Raw genomic sequence first — 18,149 nt, 5'->3', positions numbered from 1 at the left:
GTGATCAATTCTTGAATTTATTATGATGACACTAAAGGAGCGAATTTTACATTCAGTATTATTTGAAATCGGCGCTGTAGGTGTTTCCACTATTGCAGTGCTTTGGAACAGTCCGGAAAAGGGCAGTGATGCACTCGGTGTAGGGGTATTAATGTCACTGGTTGCAATGGTTTGGAATCTTGTTTTTAACAGTATTTTTGACAAAATCTTTACCGCTTCACGTGAAACACGGGGGCTTAGTATAAGGATTCTTCACACGGTGATGTTTGAATGTGGTCTTCTGATTGCTACTGTGCCAATGATCGCCTACTTTTTGCAACTCACTTTATGGCAAGCATTGGTGGTGGATATCGGACTCTCTATACTAATTATGATTTACGCTCTGATTTTTAACTGGATTTACGATAATATAAGATTAAAATTTGTGTAAGTAAAAGCATAAAAAAGTGCGGTCAGTTTACAAAATATTTTTGAAATTGACCGCACTTCATCTTTTCGTCATCATTATTAAAAATTTCTTCATTACACTATTTATTTATTCATCAATTTCAGCCATAATCGCGCGCCTTATCACTTTATTATTTTTGAGGAAATTTTTATGTCGGCAACAAAAGACAGTTTAGCAAATCCGGGTCCATTAGGATTATGTGGTTTTGCATTAACCACTTGGTTATTATGTTTAATCAATGCGGGTATTTTTGATAGTTCAAACCTTGGCTTGGTATTCGGCATGGCATTTGCTTTTGGTGGAACAGCACAAATGATTGCCGGGATGTTTGAATTTAAAAAAGGCAACACCTTTGGATTTACCGCATTTATCAGTTATGGTGCGTTCTGGTGGTCTTGGGCATTATTTGTCGCGTTCTTTAAAGGCGAAACCTCAGCGCAATTTGTAGGTTGGTATTTAGGTTGTTGGGGAACATTCACATTAATGATGTTCTTAGCGACTTTCCCAAAACCACGTGCATTGCAAGCGATTTTCTTCTTTTTAACCTTAACTTTTTATGCATTAGCCATTGGTGATGCGACAGGCAACCACGCCATTGTGAATGTTGGGGGATATTTAGGTTTAATCACGGCACTTTGTGCATTCTATTTAGCCGCTGCTGAAGTATTAAACGAGTCTTATGGCAGAACGGTATTGCCAATTGGTGAAAAGAAATAATTTTTAACAATTGGTTTGAAAAGTGCGGTCATATTTTCGAGAGAATTTATGACCGCACTTTTTTACGTTAAAACATTACATTCCTGCTATATATTTCAACATCACACCGGCGGCGATAGCCGAACCAATCACTCCTGCCACATTCGGCCCCATGGCGTGCATCAGTAAGAAGTTTTGATGATCCGCTTCTAACCCTATTTTATTTGATACTCTTGCTGCCATAGGAACGGCAGAAACACCGGCAGAGCCAATCAGCGGATTGATTTTGTTTTTGCTGAATTTATTCATCAGTTTTGCCATCAATACTCCACTTGCCGTACCGATACTAAAGGCAACAACACCGAGTAACAAAATCCCTAGGGTTTGTGGTTGTAGGAATTTATCCGCCACCAATTTAGCCCCGACAGATAAACCAAGAACAATTGTGGTAATGTTGATTAGGGCATTTTGAGTGGTATCACTTAACCGTTCCACAACACCGCTGACACGCATTAAATTACCAAAACAGAACATACCCAATAGAGGGGCGGCATCCGGTAAGATCAAGGCAACCAATAACAAGAGTATGATTGGAAACAACACTTTCTCACGTTGGCTGACAGGACGAAGCTGTACCATACGGATTTTCCGCTCTTCTTCTGTCGTTAAGGCTTTCATAATCGGTGGTTGAATTAGCGGCACTAGCGCCATGTAGGAATAAGCCGCCACAGCGATAGCACCGAGTAATTCCGGTGCGAGTTTACTGGTGAGATAAATCGCTGTTGGACCGTCAGCACCGCCAATAATTCCAATCGCAGCTGCCTGCGGAAGGGTGAAGGGAATAATGCCGAGCCAGTTTAACGCCAATGCGCCTAACACGGTGGTAAAAATACCAAATTGAGCTGCCGCGCCTAACAGTAAGGTTCTAGGGTTGGCAAGAAGCGGACCGAAATCCGTCATTGCGCCCACGCCCATAAAGATGACAAGTGGCGCGACACCATAACCGATAGCGACTTTATAGAATAAGGCGAGAATACCTGCGCTATACCCCATATCACCGGCTAAGGTTTCCAATTCGGCAATCTGCGATGGTAACGCACTATTCAGCGCGTCCTTAATAGCAGCCGGATCAGCCAAGGTATTAAGTTTTGTAGCAACGATAGCAAGCTGCTGCGTCGTGCCTGAGTGGATAAGGTTATCCAGGGCAGTCATGGCAATTCCGGCTTCGGGAATGTTGGACAAAAGCCCTCCAAACCCTATAGGTAATAATAACAACGGTTCAAATTTACGGGAGATTGCCAACCAGAGCAGGAGCAGGCTCACTCCGATCATCACGGCTTGCCCCCATTCCAGATGCATGATTCCCATGCCCTTAAATAATGCAATAATACTATCCATATTTCCCACCTACTACTTATGCGATGGTCATTAAGGTATCACCCACGGTGACGGTATCGCCGGCTTTAATGGCGATATTCTGAACTATGCCGCCTTTCACCGCACGAATTTCGGTTTCCATTTTCATGGCTTCAAGCACGAGTAATATATCGCCTTCTGCGACAGTTTGCCCTTCTGTGGCAACCACTTTCCAAATATTGCCTGACATTGGTGCAGTAACCGGCGTGCCTGTGGCTGATTGTGCCGGTGAGGATGGTGTTGGGGGAGGTGTTGAGGCTGTTTGAGCGGGAGGCACGCTTGGTGTGATATTGGTTATATCACCACCCTCACTGACTTTCACCACAAAGGCTTTACCTTCTAATTCCACTGTGTAAACTGCTGCACCACCGGATTTTACGGTTGAAAGTGCGGTTGGTTTTTCGGCCGTTTTTTCAGCTGCTTGATCTGCCGTTGGAGCAGGCTCAAATGCCTCAGAATTGCCACGGTTTTCTAAGAATTTCAAGCCGACCTGTGGGAATAACGCGACAATCAGCACGTCATCAATTTCATTTTCAGCCAAGCTAATACCTTTTTCCTTCGCAAGCTGCTTCACTTCTGCAGTGAGTTTGTCCATTTCTGGGGCAAGGTGATCTGCCGGACGATCCGTAATAGGTTGTGCACCTTCTAATACAAGCGCTTGCAACGCCGTATTCACCGCAGCCGGAGTACGGCCATATTCGCCTTTTAAAATGCCCGCAGTTTCTTTTGCTATTGTTTTGTAGCGTTCACCCATTAACACGTTAATCACGGCTTGTGTACCGACAATTTGTGAGGTTGGCGTAACGAGAGGGATAAAACCGAGATCTTCACGAACTCGAGGGATTTCTTGTAACACTTGGTCGAGTTTATCCGACGCGTTTTGTTGTTTGAGCTGGCTTTCAAGATTCGTGAGCATACCGCCCGGCACTTGTGCCACTAAAATACGGCTGTCAACGCCTTTTAGTTGCCCTTCAAATTTCGCATATTTTTTTCGAACGGTTCGGAAATAATCCGCAATTTTTTCCAGTTTAAGAATATCTAAACCTGTGTCATACCCTGTGCCTTGTAGGGTCGCGACCAATGCTTCCGTAGCTGGGTGGCCGTAAGTGCCGCTCATGGAGGAAATGGAGGTATCAATGCCGTCAGCCCCCGCTTCAACACCTTTCAGTAATGCCATTTCAGCCATACCGGTGGTGGAGTGACAATGTAAATGAAGGCGAATGTCATAGCGTTTTTTGATTTCACTGACCAATTCATAGGCGGACATCGGCGTTAAAATACCGGACATATCTTTAATCACAAGAGAATCAATACCGATTTCTAATAATTGTTCTGTGGTATCCAACCAAGTTTCTAAAGTGTGAACCGGACTGGTGGTATAGCTCAGCGTTCCTTGCGCATGCCCGCCTTGCTTACGAACAGCTTTCAATGCTTGTTGCATATTGCGTGGATCATTCATTGCATCAAACACACGGAATACACTCATACCATTGGTGACCGCACGTTCTACAAAGCGATCAACAACATCATCGGCGTAATGACGGTAACCCAACAGATTTTGACCACGTAAAAGCATTTGCAAAGGGGTTTTTGGCAAGGCTTTTTTCAATTCACGCAAACGTACCCAAGGGTCTTCACCTAAAAAACGGATGCAACTATCAAAGGTTGCGCCACCCCATGCTTCTAATGACCAATAACCGATATCGTCCAATGCAGATGCAATGGGAAGCATATCCTCAAGGCGCATACGGGTAGCAAAAAGCGATTGATGCGCATCACGCAATACTACATCGGTGATAGCAATTTTTTTATGTTGAGCAGTCATAAAATACCTCTTCCTTAGCCTATTAAATATATTATTTTAAACCTTGTTGGCGACGGTGATGTGCAATCGCCGCAACAATAACCGGATGCAATCGAACGACATCATCCGCACCGGACACCGCAGGTGATTGCGGTTGGTTGGCGTGTGATGATATCGGCGGAGTTTTTTCGGGAAATAATCGATTGATAATTTTTGAGGCAAACTCAATGGCGTAGATAAGCAGGAATAGAAAAAAGATAACAAACCCCATTCCCGCAAACATTAAATTAATCCCTTCAAACATGAGTTCTGAACCTGTCATAATTACCCCTAAGAAAATTGAAAATACGGGATATATTAGCTTTTTTCCATAAAAAAAACTTTGATATAGTTCACAAAAATAAGGAAAGTGCGGTTGAAATTAGGGGGATTTTTGAGATTTTTTGGCGGAAAGTCATGGGAGTCGAACCCACCCGAGAACGCTGGCGTCCTCAACAGGATTTGAAGTCCTGCCACCTCACCGGAGATGACGACCTTCCAAGGTTGAAATTGGCGGTACTTTAGCGTAAATTAGCCGCCAACTCAACGTTATTTTAAACGGATTCAAAAATGACCGCACTTTTTCAACAGCTGCCTGCCGTTGATAAACTTCTCAAAATGCCACAAGGTGAACAACTGATCGCTGAATTTGGACATTCCTCCATGGTGGCAATGTGTCGGGAATTATTAATGCAGGCACGTCAATATATTCAAAAAAATCATCAACTCCCTGAATATTTCAATGATTTTGACCGTACTTTTGCCGAACTTCAAGCTCGTTTAAACCAGCAAAATACTGTGCAAATTAAAACAGTGCATAATCTTACCGGAACGATATTACACACTAACTTAGGTCGTGCAATATGGTCGGAAGCCGCACGGCGAGCAGCATTGTCCGCAATGCAAGGAAACGTTGCATTGGAGTATGATTTGGAAGAAGGCAAACGGAGTCATCGTGATCATTACATTAGTACGCTGTTATCCCGTTTAACCGGGGCAGAGGCGGCTTGTGTGGTGAATAATAATGCGGCAGCGGTGCTCTTGATGTTGGCAACTTTCGCACAGGGAAAAGAGGTGGTGATTTCTCGCGGTGAACTTATTGAAATCGGCGGTGCATTTCGTATTCCGGATATTATGATTCAGGCGGGTTGTCATTTAGTGGAAGTCGGCACGACCAACCGCACGCATTTAAAAGACTATCAAAATGCAATCAGTGAAAATACCGCTTTATTAATGAAAGTTCATAGTAGTAATTATCAAATTTTAGGTTTTACCTCATCGGTTTCGGAACAGGAATTGGTTGAACTTGGACAAGAGATGAATGTGCCGGTAGTGACTGATCTCGGTAGTGGCGCCTTAATTGATTTAACTCAATACGGCCTACCAAAAGAGCCGACCGTGAAAGAAAAAGTGGCTCAAGGGGTCGATTTGATCACTTTCTCCGGCGATAAATTATTGGGTGGTGTACAAGCCGGTATTATTGTGGGAAAAAAAGAATGGATTGCACGCTTGCAAGCCCACCCGCTAAAACGGGTATTGCGTTGCGATAAAGTGACCCTAGCCGGTTTGGAAGCCACATTGCGCTTGTATTTGAATCCGGAAAAATTAACGGAAAACTTGCCAACATTACATTTGCTCACTCAATCTCTCGAAGTGTTACAAGAGAAAGCAGAACACCTTAAAGTGCGGTTGGAAAAACGGTTAAATTCACAGTTTGATATTCAAATTGAAGAAAGCCACGCACAAATCGGCAGTGGTTCACAACCGATGGCACGTATTCCTTCCTTTGCGGTCACGATTGCTGAAAAAACAAAAATCAAATTAACCGCACTTTCCGAGCGTTTCAAGACACTTTCCCGGCCCATTATCGGACGTATGGAAAACGGCAAATTATGGTTGGATGTTCGCAGCGTTGCAGATATGGAAACTTTATTACAGGTGGTAGATGAACTATGATTATTGTCACTTCAGGACACGTCGATCACGGTAAAACAGCGTTACTCAAAACGCTAACCGGCGTGAATACAACGCATTTGCCGGAAGAAAAAAAGCGCGGAATGACGATCGATCTTGGTTACGCCTATTTACCTCTCGGTGAGGGTGGGAAAACCCTTGGTTTTATTGATGTACCGGGGCATGAAAAATTCCTTTCAAATATGTTGGCGGGATTAGGCGGTGTTCATTATGCCATGCTGATTATAGCGGCAGATGAAGGCATTGCGGCACAAACTAAAGAGCATTTGGCGATTTTACGTCAGTTACAATTTCATGAAATTATACTGGTGATCACCAAAGCGGATCGTGTAGATTCGGTGCAAATCGACACATTAATCCGGCAAATTAAGCAGGACTACCCGTTTTTATGTCAGGCAAAATATTTCATTACTTCCGCAGAAAACGGTCAGGGCATTGAGGAATTGCGTGATTATTTACAACAACTGCCGGAACTGGCGGAAACACAAAAACCATTCCGTTATGCCATTGATCGGGTTTTTAGCGTCAAAGGTGCAGGCACAGTAGTAACCGGTACAGCTTTTGCCGGAACGGTACAAGTGGAAGATGAACTCTATCTTTCCAAAGGGCAAAAAGTGCGGGTGAAAGCTATCCATGCGCAAAATACGCCAAGTGAGCTGGGATTGGCGGGCCAACGTTTAGCGTTAAACCTCAATGTGGATTTAGATCGCATCCCGATAAAACGTGGCGATTGGTTATTACAAGATGTTCCACCTTCGCCAACCACACGTGTCAGTGTGCAAATTTGGGCGGAAACCTCGTTGAATGAAAGTCAGCCTGTGCATATTTATCACGCTGCCACTCGTACTACGGGCAAACTCAGCCTATTACAAAGTAAAAATGTTGCCAAAAATGACCGCACTTTGGCGGAGATTATTCTGGATTCCCCACTGTTTTTAGCCTTTGGCGATAAACTTATTTTGCGTAGTGGCGATGCGAAAGCGCTTGTAGCTGGTGCTTGGGTGTTGGAAATTAACTCACCAAAACGTCATAAGCGTACGGAAGTGCGGTTGAATTTCTTGGCAAATTTAGCTTTAACAGAAAATGAGGCAGAACGTATTGCACTTACCCTTAAACATACAGCGGTCGCAGCGAATCAGTTGATGTGGGGGGAGCAGATCAGTGATTCGCAATTAGACGAGGCGTTGGCACAACGAGGGGCAATGCGCTATCAGGATTGGTGCTTTAATGCAGATTATCAGGCAGAAAAAACACAGCAAATTTTAACCGCACTTGCCACCTATCATAAACAGAATGATGATCAGTTGGGTGTGAGCAAAGCACGTTTGTATCGGATGGCGGCACTTAATCAGCCGGAAAATTTGATTTACCACTTGATAGATGAAATGTTGGAGAATGGTAAACTTCAACAAACCCGAGGGTGGTTGCATTTACCTGAACATAAAATCCGCTTCAATGAGGAAGAACAAACTCGTTGGCAATGGGTGTTGAAGGAATTTGAAAAGGCTAATGGGCAGGCGATTTGGGTACGCGATATGGCGAATGTGTTGGGGACGGACGAGAGCGAGATGCGTAATTTTATGTATAAAGCAGGTAAGCTGGGTTATCTTACACCTATTGTAAAAGATCGTTTCTTTTTAACGGAAACTATTTACGCTTATGCGCGTCTTATTAAACAAATTGCTGAAGAAGAAGGGAAAGCTTCTGTCAATGGAGTGCGTGACCGCCTGAATTTTGGTCGCAAGCTCACTGTGCAACTCATGGAATATTTTGATCGCATCGGTTTTTTACGCCGTAAAGGTAATGAGCACATTTTGCGTGATAAAAATATCTTTGATTTATAAGGAGAAAACATGAAAAAAACATTCATTTCAGCTGTAATTTTAACCGCACTTTTATCCACAGGTTGCCAAGATAAAGAGGCACAAGCAAAAATTGAGCAGCTTAATCAAACGGTAACACAGCTCACCGCTGAAAATACTCAGTTAAAAGCGGATTTAACCGCAGAAAAAGAGCGGGTAGAGAAGATTATTCCTGCGATTTTTACCGAAAAAGATGTGATATTTGACAAGACAGAAACCTTTAAATATCCCCAATCAAAAGGAGATTATGCACCGGAAGAAGGCAGCGTTACCTATTCGATTTCTATATTGAAAACAAATATCGATTGGTTAAATACGTTGCTATGGGACGAATTGACTCAAGAAGAAGGCAAGGTTCCTAGCCGTGAGCAGTTGGTGGCAAATTACCAGAAACATTTTGATGAGACCCGCAAAGGTATGATGGAAGAACCGAGTATTGCTTTTGAAAGTAGCCGTTGGGTTGATTTTATCGGTCAGAAAGAGAAATTAGCGACTTTTGCTGTCGGTTATCATGATTACACCGGTGGGGCGCACGGAATGGGCGGTAATCGTTATTTCACCCTTGATCTGACCTCTCACAAAATCTTAAAACTCAATGATTTATTTGATGAGAAATCGTTATCACAGGTAAAAGAGCTGTTGTGGGCGAATTATACGCAAGACGGTGCAATAAAAGATGACGAAACTTTTACGAAAAAAACTGATTTTAGTGTATCAGGTAATATTTATTTAGATGCTGAAGGCGTGCATTTTATTTATAGCGCCTATGAAATTGCGCCTTATGCGGCAGGAGAGCCGGATTTAACGCTGAATTGGTGGCAATTAAAGGATTTGTTAAAACCGGAGTTTAAACAACAAAACTATGTTAAATTTGACGAGGATGTGAAGTCATAATAATAGAAAGTGCGGTGATTTTTCGCCGCATTTTTTATTATTTTCGGTATTATTTAGCAGGCTGCCCAAACCTCATTTGGGGTTCATTTGTAGGGACACACTCAGTGTGTCCCTACATTTCATTGAAATTCCTGCTTTTGTGCACTTACTACATAATACCGCGTCTCAAAAATACGTAGTTCATTTTTATAATTATTCATTATTTACTATTCATCTCTTAATTTCAGGTAGCTATTTTCCTTTCTCAATCATTATTCCAAGCCTAATCAAATAGATACACAGTTTGAAATTTTTCATTATGGCTTATTGAAGTTAAATAAGTTATTCAGTAATATTTACCGGAATTAATGATAATGATTTTTATTTATATTTTTACAGCCTAAAGGAGCTTCAAATGAAAAATAAAGATGTCTATCGAAAATTACTGCTGAGTGTGTATGGTTTGACCTATGTCTATTTTGTTCAAGCATCAACCACAGAACAATTAGAGGCAATTAATGTAAACGCAACGGCAGAGCAAAAAGATGAACAGGGTAAAGATGAAGTTTACCAACGTAACATCACCAATATGTATGCCGGCAAAGAAACGGTAGAACGTTACAAAGGTTCTTCTCCTGCAGATTTATTCCAAGAATTTAACGGTGTGTATAGTGGGGATGCGCGTAACAGTGGGGCGATTGACCCGAATATTCGGGGAGTACAAGGGCAAGGACGGATTCCGACTACGATTGACGGAACGGAGCAAGCATTAACCACTTGGCGGGGCTATAACGGTGCGAATAATCGTAATTATATTGATCCAAACTTGATCGGCAGTATTACGGTAGAGAAAGGGCCTGAGTTGGCATCGGGTAATAGCTCGGGTATCGGCGGTGCAGTGAAAATGCGTACTATTGATGCCGATGATATTGTCAATCCCGGTCGGCGTGTAGGTGTAGAACTAAAATTAGAAACCAGTAATAACTCTGTGAAAGAACGTATTCCAGATTTTAAATGGGGTCAGGATTATCGTGTAGTGGGCGATGGCACGCCCGGTGATTTTTCCTCGGTAACCTTAGTTAAGCCAAATACCAAAGGGAAATATTTTAAAGATAACTCAATGCGTTTGGCAGTCGGTGTAAAAGAAGATAAATTTGATTTGCTCGCCGCATATAGTTATCGCAGTAAAGGAAATTACTTGGCTGGCAAAGGTGGTGCGCATAAGTATGAAGGGGCTATTGATGAGAAATCAGGAAGAGACTTAAAACAAATTGAACCAAACCTGCCTTTTGCCGCCTCCATTTATCGACCGCGTACGGAAATACCGAATACCTCCAGTGTAATGGAATCCTATTTACTGAAAAATACTGTTCGCTTAACGGATAAACAAACCTTAAAAATGGGTTATCGCCATACGAAAATCACTTATGGTGAAATTATGCCTTCCCGTCTTGATTTCAGTGAATTTCACGGTTATATCCCGCAATGGCCGTTAGCCACTGTGAAGCAACAAGCATTTAATTTAGATTATGCCTATAACCCCGATAATCCTTGGATTAATTTCAATGCCGGCGTTTGGTACACCCGCACCGTGAGCGATACCAACACCTCCGGCGGAAATCCCCGTGAGGCGAAATCAATGGACGTTGATTGGACATTGGCAACCAGTGGATGTGTCATTGTAAACCCTGATGCGACCAATCCTCATGAGTATATTGTGCCTGATCGTGCGTGTTTAGCCCGAATCGGTGATCCGCTGGTTAAAGCCAATCCGAATATTGGGGGCAAATACAGCTATGTTAATGCGGCACAAGTGAATGCTTATAACACCCGACGTGGATTGAATTTAAGCAATACAATGAATTTAACGGATAAATTAGATCTCACTATCTCAGGCGCATTTCAAAAAGAACGTTTAACCAGCAGCCATTTCAACGCCACGCCAAACCCAAGCAGCACTTATGAAAGCCCGCCTCGTGCCGGTCGCCGTCAGGAATGGGATATCGCATTTAATTTTAATTACCGCCCGACCAACTGGCTAATGCTCACCGCGGGCGCACGTTATAATGAATATTGGTCTTTTGATGATTATTTAGATCATTTGATAAAAACGAACCGACTCTACGATTCTAATGGTGATACGGTGGTTGTCGGACAATCCATCACTTATCAAGAAGTTGTGAGTCAAAAGGATTGGGATCGTTATCAGGAAATTCGGACGGAATTGGATAAGGATTGGGATTGGGATAAAGAAGAAACTATTAAAGAAAGAAATCAATTATCGGATGAATTGGTTTTATTAAAAAGAGGGGCTGATTGGATTGAAGAGGGTTATCGTCGTCATCTTAGTGTTGATATCCCTTACCGCTCTGATGGACGTTTACATAAAGAAGATAATCCTTTTTACAATGGTACGTTAAAAAATGAAAAGGTAAAAAACCCATTTAGTGGTGAAATAGAGGATAAGTATCAAGAGTATCACAGCGGTTATTTTTCAGAAAAATTAGAAGAGAGCGATAGAATTAAAAAAGTGGAAAAAAGAAGAGGGCATGCTTTTTCTCCGGCATTTTCCGCAACGGCATTTTTAAACGATCATTCCCGTGTCTATTTACGCTATACCCAATATGCCAGAATGCCGAGTATTTTTGAAACCACCGTAGGTTTTTCTGCCAGCCCGAATATTTCCAAACGCTTTAAAGATGCAAAATTGAAACCGGAAAAAGCACAGAATATTGAATTGGGTTATGTCTATGATTTTAGCAATGTTTTCAATTCACCAACCAAAGCGGATATAAAACTAAGCTATTACCACAATGTAACCAAAAATGTGATCGACCGTGATACAGAGTTCCGTTTTGTTCAGCTTGATAAACGCCTGCTTGAAGGTATTGAATTACAAGCCCGTTATGATAACGGCGATTATTTTGCCGATTTAGGTATCGAATATCATTTGAAAAATAAGGTTTGTGATGCCAATACCGCCGTGGAAATGGATCCCATGCAGCTTCGTGTGCCAACCTGTATGACAGGAGGTTTTGCTTGGGGTTATTTACGCACCCAACTCCAACCGAAATATTCCATCACCTCTAATCTAGGCGCCCGTTTCTTGGATAATAAATTAGAGATCGGTACCCGCTGGTTATATCACAGCAAGGCAAAAAATAAAGACGAAGATCGTTTATGGGAATTAAAAGTGCTGAATGGCGGCATTTGGAATCGTCCAATGTCATGGCAGCCGGTGCTCACCTTAGATGCTTATGTTAAATATAAGTTTTCACCGAACCTAACCATGGAATTAACCGGCACGAATTTAACGGATCGTTACTATTTAGACCCAATGACCCGTTCTATGATTCCGGCACCAGGTAGAACCCTTAAATTAGGACTAACAGCAAGATTTTAGAGGGTGAATGTTCATCTTCTAAAAAAAGCGGTAAAACCTTGCAACCAAACAACCGCTTTACCGCATCAACAGTCTCCTTTCAATTGTAAAGAAAGGGGATAAACATTAATAACGGGGAAATATCCCCACAAGAGACGGAGATTTTAACATGAAAAAATCTATTTTATCTATCGCACTTTTAGCGGCATTTGCTTTTGTTACAACCCCTGCTAATGCAGTTGTTACTTCAGCCGTGAGTCAAGGTAATACAAAATTGAGCTTGCCTAAAGAAGGTTCTGCAAAACATGATGGTTGGTTCCATAAAGATCCGGGTGGATTACCGGGTGTTGATGTTAAAGGTGTAAGCACAAAAGTCACCAGCTTCCAATCCCTGACTAAAATCACGAAAAACACCCAATGGTTAAAAACCTTTGGTGGCGTGGATAAAAACGGCGTAGTGGTACTGAAAATGAACAATATGCCGAAATGGGTGCCGGGTTTCCATAATCAATTAGGTAATTTCGCTTTCAAAAAAGTGGGGGCGGAAGAGCTATATTATGGTGAGTGGTTGGCAAGAGACGGCAATATCAACAAAGACCGTGTAGTGTATTACGCCGGAAACAATAAAACCGAAAAAATGCCTATCGGTGGTGTAGCGGTTTATGAGGTAACCGGTATCAACAAAAATACCGATATGGACAGAGAGGTGTTAAAGGGTCAATTCAAGGCTGATTTTGCTAAAAATAAACTGAACGGTTCAATCAGTAAAACAGGATTAACCGTTAAGGTTGATGCAGGTATTGATAAAAAAGATGCCAGCTTCTCTGGGACTGCTCTTGCTAATGGTAAAGTGGATGGTACAACCAAAGGACACTTCTTCGGTAAAGATGCTGCTGCTTTAGCCGGTTATGCCAAATTTAACGGCAACAACCAATTTGATACGGCGTTCGGCGGTACCAAAAAATAGTTGTTAGGGGTTTAGGGGAGGACTCTCTCCCCTTTCCTTTTAGTTAAAGCAGGTTTTTATGAAAAAATATTATTCTATTTTGGTAGGCATCTTGTTTTGTGTAGGCGGTTCAAGCGTGTCGGCAAGTGCCAATATGCAAGAGCAGGACGCACTCAGATTGTGGCGACTGTATAGTCAGCAATCCGCCCAACAACGGCAGGAACAAAATATTGATAGTGAACAACCGACTAACGAAATCACCCTAGAGGGCGAATCTTTTCAGGTTGAAAACAACGTGGAATCTGTGGGGCAAGCGCTCTACATCGCATTAAATCGCCAACTATGGCGATATGCCAAGCAATTTTTGGCTCAATATGAAAAATTTCCCGATCACAAAGTCCAATTAGCTTGGTTTGCCAAAGGGGCATTAGCCAGAGAACAAGGCGATTTACCCGAAGCGGAACGTTATTACCGCAAATTATTACAAAGCGAACCGGATTTCTTGCGTGGTCAATTGGATTTAGCCCGAATTTTGTTTGAAGACAAAAAAAACACAGAATCGACCGCACTTTTTCGCCAACTTTCACACCACCCCTTACCGGATGGCGTATTATTAACCATTCAGGATTACCAACAAGCGCTCAAAGAACGGGAAAATTGGAATAGCTCGCTCACTTTAGGTTATTTGTATCATAAAAATTTGAACCAATCTTCGCAACGCCAGCTATGCCTATTGGAAAAAGAGGGGCAATGTTTTATTAACCGCCGTTCGCCTGATGCCATAAATACTTATGGTTGGCGTTATGATTTCACTGCTCAACGACGTATTTCTTTACAGAATCATCATGGTTTGGAATTTTATTTTAACGGCTACGGACAATTTTATCCCCGTCATCACGACTATGATGAGAATACCGTTAAACTTTATGGTGGATACAGCTTTCGCAATGCTAAAACAGAGATCACTGCTGCACCGATACTGGAATATAGCACCTTTGGTGATCATCGTTATTATCACGGTTGGGGAACTCATCTTGAGTGGACGCAAAACATTTCACCACGCCACAGTTGGAATACCCAATTTGAATATAAAAAACTGCGTTACAGCAAGCATTACAGTGCATTTGATAAAACTGATGTCAGTACATTATTCGGTACTTGGTATTATCTACTTACTCCGCAAACAACCTTATTTGCCGGCGCAGATTTGTCATATCGACATACACCGGATGATACGCAATCCTACCGTATGTTAGGTGCCCGTTTGGGATTAAATTATCAGTTTGATTTTGGTTTAAATGCAACGGTTCTCGCATTATGGCGAAATTATAATTACCAAGTCTATCACGCGGCTCTTGAGCTGAAACGTAAAGATAGACAACAAATTTATTTAGCCATATTAAAAATACCAAGCTGGAATTTTAAAGACATCACGCCTTATCTACTGCTGAAACACACCCGTAATAAGAGTAATGCAGATTATGTTTATAGTTATAAACAAAGTGAAATACAGCTGAATTTTGAGTGGAGATTTTAAATTAATGTGGGGAATTTTCTTTCTCCAGCTCTTCTCTTAATTGTTGGATAATTGAGGATTTATGCCTATTTATTTTCCTTTTTGCACCCAGTATTTAAATGGGGGTGTTTCCATTTCGCTTTGTATTAGGGTGTGATCCATGAATTGACAGAAACTTGGAATATCGCGCGTGGTGGCTGGATCGTCAGCGATGATCAACAACACGTCACCGTTATTTAGATGGCGTATATTTTTACGTACCAACATCACTGGCTCAGGGCAACGTAAACCTTGAGTATCAAGAGTTTGAGTAATAGAAATTTCAGACATTGATTTCTCTTTCCAAAAAATAATACGTATGATACCACTTGTTAGGAAATTTCGACAAATCCCCTCCATCAGTGATAGACTAGTGCCATTGAAATTACTTGAAAAAATGAAATGACGGAATATTTTGTTCCTAAAAGTGCGGTTATTTTTGAAGAAGAAATTAAAAAAAGCCGTTTCATCACTTATTTGCAACACACGAATGGTTTAGGTGAAGCCAGAGCATTTTGGGCTGAGCTCAAAAAAGCCCATCCGAACGCTCGACATCATTGTTGGGCGGCGGTGGCGGGTAAACCGACAGATTCACAACAATTAGGATTTTCAGACGATGGCGAACCGGCAGGTACGGCAGGAAAGCCGATGTTAAGTGCCCTATTAGGAAGTAATGTAGGAGAAATTAGTGCGGTAGTTATTCGTTACTATGGAGGGATTTTGTTAGGAACAGGCGGTTTGGTCCGTGCTTATGGTAATGGCGTTCAACAGGCATTAAAACAGCTGGAAACAGAAATCAAAGTGGAACGTATTTCTTTTCATTTAGATTGTGATTATGGGCAAATGGGGTTAGTACAGTTACTTTGTGAGAAATATCAAATTGAGATTTTGTCGCAGGATTTTCAAGTGCAAATTCATTTAACTTTAGGCATTAGTGAAAAAATGATTGAACCGTTTTCAATAGAACTGACGGAAAAATCTGCAGGAAGATTGATAATTCAACCTTTGGGAACAGGTGAATAATTGTGCATATTTTATCTATTATTCGAATTATTGGTATTCTCGTGATGTGTTTTTCCGGCGCGATGTTGATCCCTGCTTTTGTCGCATTAATCTATGGTGATGGTGGCGGAAAAGCCTTTATGCAAGCCTTTACCTTAAGTTTAATGTTTGGGGCGTTGTTGTGGTGGCCTTGTCATCATCATAAACAAGAATTGCGTTCACGAGACGGTTTTTTGATTGTGGTGGCGTTTTGGTTTGTGCTTGGCGGTTTGGCAACGTTGCCATTATTGCTACTTGACAAGCTTCATTTAACGGTGGCATCCGCAGTATTTGAAGCCTTTTCAGGTTTGACCACAACGGGCGCAACCGTAATGACAGGATTAGATAATCTGCCTAAGGCATTGTTATTCTATCGCCAATTATTACAGTGGCTAGGGGGAATGGGAATTATTGTATTGGCGATTGCGATTATTCCGTTATTAGGTATTGGCGGTATGCAGCTTTATCGCGCAGAGATGTCTGGTCCGATGAAAGAACAAAAAATTCGTCCAAGGATTGCGGAAACAGCCAAAATGTTGTGGGTGATTTATCTTTCACTGACGATTTCTTGCGCGTTAGCTTATTGGCTAGCAGGAATGGATCCTTTTGATGCGTTGACACATAGTTTTTCTACCGTATCTATCGGGGGATTTTCGACACATGATGCCAGTATGGGCTATTTCAATAGTCCCTTGATTAACGGTATTACCGTTTTATTTTTATTGATCTCAGCCTGCAATTTTGGTTTGCATTTCCGTGCATTTTCGATAATTGGGCGTGAAAATTTTGTCAAAATTTATTTGCGCGATCCTGAATTCCGCTTTTTTATCAGCACTCAGATTATTTTAGTGGCGCTATGTTCTTTCGTGATGTGGAACCAGAGTTATTTTTCATCTTCTTGGCAAGATTTTGAACAAGTCCTATTTCAAGCCGTCTCAATATCTACCACGACAGGATATACCATATCGGATTTTACTACATGGCCCTCGTTTGTACCGGTGCTATTAATTCTTGCCTCTTTTATGGGCGGTTGCGCCGGCTCTGTGGGAGGGGGGGTACGTGTGGCACGGGTATTGGTACTTTACTTACAAGGAAAACGGGAACTAAAACGTGTAGTTCACCCGAATTTAGTCTATCCCATAAAATGGGGAAGAACTGTATTAGATGAACGGGTTATTGGGAGTATCTGGGCATTTTTTTCCGCATACCTTCTGGTCTTTTTAGTTTGTTTACTAGGTGTAATTGCTTGTGGTGTAGAACCTTTCGATGCGTTTAATGCTGTCTTGGCCTGTTTGAACAATCTTGGGCTTGCGCTAGGTTCTGTCAGTAGCAATATGACGGCGATTCCCGATAGTGCAAAATGGATTTTAACCGTTGCGATGGTATGCGGACGTCTGGAAATTTTTACCCTGTTAGCTTTATTCACCCCTGCATTTTGGAAAGCTTAATGAAAACCTTAATTCTTTATTCAAGCCATGATGGGCAAACCAAAAAAATCTCTGAATTTTTAACCGCACTTTTAGATGGAGAAGTGATCGTTGATGCCTTACGAGAGGATTATGATATTGAAACCTTTGATCGAGTGATTATTGGTGCGTCCATACGTTATGGTCATTTTAGTAAAACGCTCGATCGTTTTGTTGTGCGTAACCTAGCTCGTTTGGAGCAAAAAAGAGCGGTATTTTTTTGTGTTAATTTAACCGCACGCAAAGAAGGGAAAGATAATCCGGAAACTAACGTATATGTACGCAAATTTTTGCAACGTACAAAATGGCAGCCTAAATTGGCAGCAGTATTTGCAGGGGCATTATTATATCCTCGCTATAAATGGTTTGATCGTGTGATGATCCAATTTATTATGAAAATCACAGGTGGTGAAACCGACATCAGCAAAGAAGTCGAATATACGAATTGGGAAAAAGTTAAACAATTTGCGCAACGTATTAATGCGTTGGAGAAATAGTCGAAATTCAGCTAAATTTTATTCAAACCGTTTTTCTTTTAATCAAAAGCTCATTTTTTTAAATTTTTTTATAAAAATCACTTGCGTGGTGTAAAAAAATCCCTATAATGCACGGCACACAACGACGCACTGTTGTGAACCTTTAAGATT

Annotated in this window: 15 protein-coding genes and 1 tRNA gene; 11 read left to right on the top strand and 5 right to left on the bottom strand. The window is 41.7% G+C overall.

Going from position 1 to position 18,149, the window contains the following annotated elements; all coding sequences use genetic code 11:
- Positions 1-22 precede the first annotated feature (22 nt).
- Both A3GE_RS0104580 and A3GE_RS0104575 read left to right on the top strand, forming a co-directional pair.
- On the top strand, positions 23-430 hold the full coding sequence (locus tag A3GE_RS0104580; RefSeq protein WP_018356099.1) for a PACE efflux transporter: 408 nt from the start codon (positions 23-25) through the stop codon (positions 428-430).
- A 168-nt stretch (positions 431-598) separates the two neighbouring features.
- Positions 599-1,165, top strand: coding sequence for an acetate uptake transporter (locus A3GE_RS0104575; protein ID WP_018356098.1), 567 nt, complete (start codon positions 599-601; stop codon positions 1,163-1,165).
- Positions 1,166-1,240: 75 nt separating this feature from the next.
- Here the strand turns inward: A3GE_RS0104575 and A3GE_RS0104570 are convergent, their stop codons facing one another.
- The 4 genes from A3GE_RS0104570 to A3GE_RS0104555 all read right to left on the bottom strand — a co-directional run bounded on the left by A3GE_RS0104570 (position 1,241) and on the right by A3GE_RS0104555 (position 4,903).
- On the bottom strand, positions 1,241-2,542 hold the full coding sequence (locus A3GE_RS0104570) for a sodium ion-translocating decarboxylase subunit beta (protein WP_018356097.1): 1,302 nt from the start codon (positions 2,540-2,542) through the stop codon (positions 1,241-1,243).
- A gap of 16 nt (positions 2,543-2,558) precedes the next feature.
- The gene (gene oadA / locus A3GE_RS0104565; RefSeq protein WP_018356096.1) at positions 2,559-4,385 is read right to left on the bottom strand and encodes a sodium-extruding oxaloacetate decarboxylase subunit alpha; all 1,827 of its coding nucleotides are present in this window, start codon (positions 4,383-4,385) and stop codon (positions 2,559-2,561) included.
- Between the two features lie 31 nt (positions 4,386-4,416).
- Positions 4,417-4,686 (bottom strand): oxaloacetate decarboxylase subunit gamma, encoded by a 270-nt coding sequence (locus tag A3GE_RS0104560; RefSeq protein WP_018356095.1) that lies wholly within the window; start codon positions 4,684-4,686, stop codon positions 4,417-4,419.
- Positions 4,687-4,808: 122 nt separating this feature from the next.
- Positions 4,809-4,903 (bottom strand) — tRNA-Sec (locus tag A3GE_RS0104555).
- 70 nt (positions 4,904-4,973) lie between these two features.
- Between A3GE_RS0104555 and selA the strand changes: the two genes are divergently transcribed.
- From selA to A3GE_RS0104525, 6 genes are all read left to right on the top strand, one after another.
- A complete protein-coding gene (gene selA, locus A3GE_RS0104550; RefSeq protein ID WP_018356094.1) occupies positions 4,974-6,359 on the top strand; it encodes an L-seryl-tRNA(Sec) selenium transferase in 1,386 nt (461 codons plus the stop codon).
- Positions 6,356-8,221, top strand: coding sequence for a selenocysteine-specific translation elongation factor (gene selB, locus A3GE_RS0104545; RefSeq protein ID WP_018356093.1), 1,866 nt, complete (start codon positions 6,356-6,358; stop codon positions 8,219-8,221). Before selA ends, selB begins: the two co-directional genes overlap by 4 nt.
- Positions 8,222-8,230: 9 nt before the next feature.
- A complete protein-coding gene (locus A3GE_RS0104540) occupies positions 8,231-9,133 on the top strand; it encodes a DUF3298 domain-containing protein (protein ID WP_018356092.1) in 903 nt (300 codons plus the stop codon).
- Positions 9,134-9,527: 394 nt separating this feature from the next.
- Complete coding sequence (locus A3GE_RS0104535; RefSeq protein ID WP_018356091.1) at positions 9,528-12,515, top strand: TonB-dependent receptor domain-containing protein; 2,988 nt, start codon at positions 9,528-9,530, stop codon at positions 12,513-12,515.
- A gap of 148 nt (positions 12,516-12,663) precedes the next feature.
- On the top strand, positions 12,664-13,461 hold the full coding sequence (locus A3GE_RS0104530) for a Slam-dependent surface lipoprotein (RefSeq protein WP_018356090.1): 798 nt from the start codon (positions 12,664-12,666) through the stop codon (positions 13,459-13,461).
- Between the two features lie 58 nt (positions 13,462-13,519).
- Positions 13,520-14,977, top strand: a complete 1,458-nt coding sequence (locus A3GE_RS0104525; protein WP_018356089.1) for a surface lipoprotein assembly modifier — start codon at positions 13,520-13,522, stop codon at positions 14,975-14,977.
- Positions 14,978-15,046: 69 nt separating this feature from the next.
- Here A3GE_RS0104525 and tusA read toward each other — a convergent pair whose 3' ends face one another.
- Positions 15,047-15,286, bottom strand: coding sequence for a sulfurtransferase TusA (gene tusA / locus A3GE_RS0104520; protein ID WP_018356088.1), 240 nt, complete (start codon positions 15,284-15,286; stop codon positions 15,047-15,049).
- A gap of 111 nt (positions 15,287-15,397) precedes the next feature.
- Here tusA and A3GE_RS0104515 point away from each other — a divergent pair, with 111 nt between their 5' ends.
- Genes A3GE_RS0104515 through hemG form a run of 3 tightly spaced genes read left to right on the top strand, consistent with a single transcriptional unit; the run spans position 15,398 to position 17,999 of the window.
- Positions 15,398-16,018: a YigZ family protein gene (locus A3GE_RS0104515; RefSeq protein ID WP_018356087.1), complete on the top strand. Its 621-nt coding sequence runs from the start codon at positions 15,398-15,400 to the stop codon at positions 16,016-16,018.
- 2 nt (positions 16,019-16,020) lie between these two features.
- Complete coding sequence (locus A3GE_RS0104510) at positions 16,021-17,484, top strand: TrkH family potassium uptake protein (RefSeq protein ID WP_018356086.1); 1,464 nt, start codon at positions 16,021-16,023, stop codon at positions 17,482-17,484.
- Entirely contained in the window at positions 17,484-17,999 is a 516-nt protein-coding gene (hemG, locus tag A3GE_RS0104505) for a menaquinone-dependent protoporphyrinogen IX dehydrogenase (protein ID WP_018356085.1), read from the top strand. Before A3GE_RS0104510 ends, hemG begins: the two co-directional genes overlap by 1 nt.
- Positions 18,000-18,149: the final 150 nt, after the last annotated feature.

Origin of the sequence: Rodentibacter pneumotropicus DSM 21403 (assembly GCF_000379905.1) — a bacterium.
In the GTDB taxonomy this organism is placed as follows: domain Bacteria; phylum Pseudomonadota; class Gammaproteobacteria; order Enterobacterales; family Pasteurellaceae; genus Rodentibacter; species Rodentibacter pneumotropicus.
Note: the sequence above shows the minus strand (reverse complement) of the source record. Positions and strands in the feature narration are given on the sequence as shown.

Coding starts and splice junctions, on each gene's coding strand:
- A3GE_RS0104580 (WP_018356099.1), top strand. CDS start 23: ATGATGACACTAAAGGAGCGAATTTTACATTCAGTATTATTTGAAATC.
- A3GE_RS0104525 (WP_018356089.1), top strand. CDS start 13,520: ATGAAAAAATATTATTCTATTTTGGTAGGCATCTTGTTTTGTGTAGGC.
- selA (WP_018356094.1), top strand. CDS start 4,974: ATGACCGCACTTTTTCAACAGCTGCCTGCCGTTGATAAACTTCTCAAA.
- A3GE_RS0104575 (WP_018356098.1), top strand. CDS start 599: ATGTCGGCAACAAAAGACAGTTTAGCAAATCCGGGTCCATTAGGATTA.
- A3GE_RS0104535 (WP_018356091.1), top strand. CDS start 9,528: ATGAAAAATAAAGATGTCTATCGAAAATTACTGCTGAGTGTGTATGGT.
- hemG (WP_018356085.1), top strand. CDS start 17,484: ATGAAAACCTTAATTCTTTATTCAAGCCATGATGGGCAAACCAAAAAA.
- A3GE_RS0104540 (WP_018356092.1), top strand. CDS start 8,231: ATGAAAAAAACATTCATTTCAGCTGTAATTTTAACCGCACTTTTATCC.
- A3GE_RS0104515 (WP_018356087.1), top strand. CDS start 15,398: ATGACGGAATATTTTGTTCCTAAAAGTGCGGTTATTTTTGAAGAAGAA.
- A3GE_RS0104560 (WP_018356095.1), bottom strand. CDS start 4,686: ATGACAGGTTCAGAACTCATGTTTGAAGGGATTAATTTAATGTTTGCG.
- A3GE_RS0104570 (WP_018356097.1), bottom strand. CDS start 2,542: ATGGATAGTATTATTGCATTATTTAAGGGCATGGGAATCATGCATCTG.
- tusA (WP_018356088.1), bottom strand. CDS start 15,286: ATGTCTGAAATTTCTATTACTCAAACTCTTGATACTCAAGGTTTACGT.
- oadA (WP_018356096.1), bottom strand. CDS start 4,385: ATGACTGCTCAACATAAAAAAATTGCTATCACCGATGTAGTATTGCGT.
- A3GE_RS0104530 (WP_018356090.1), top strand. CDS start 12,664: ATGAAAAAATCTATTTTATCTATCGCACTTTTAGCGGCATTTGCTTTT.
- selB (WP_018356093.1), top strand. CDS start 6,356: ATGATTATTGTCACTTCAGGACACGTCGATCACGGTAAAACAGCGTTA.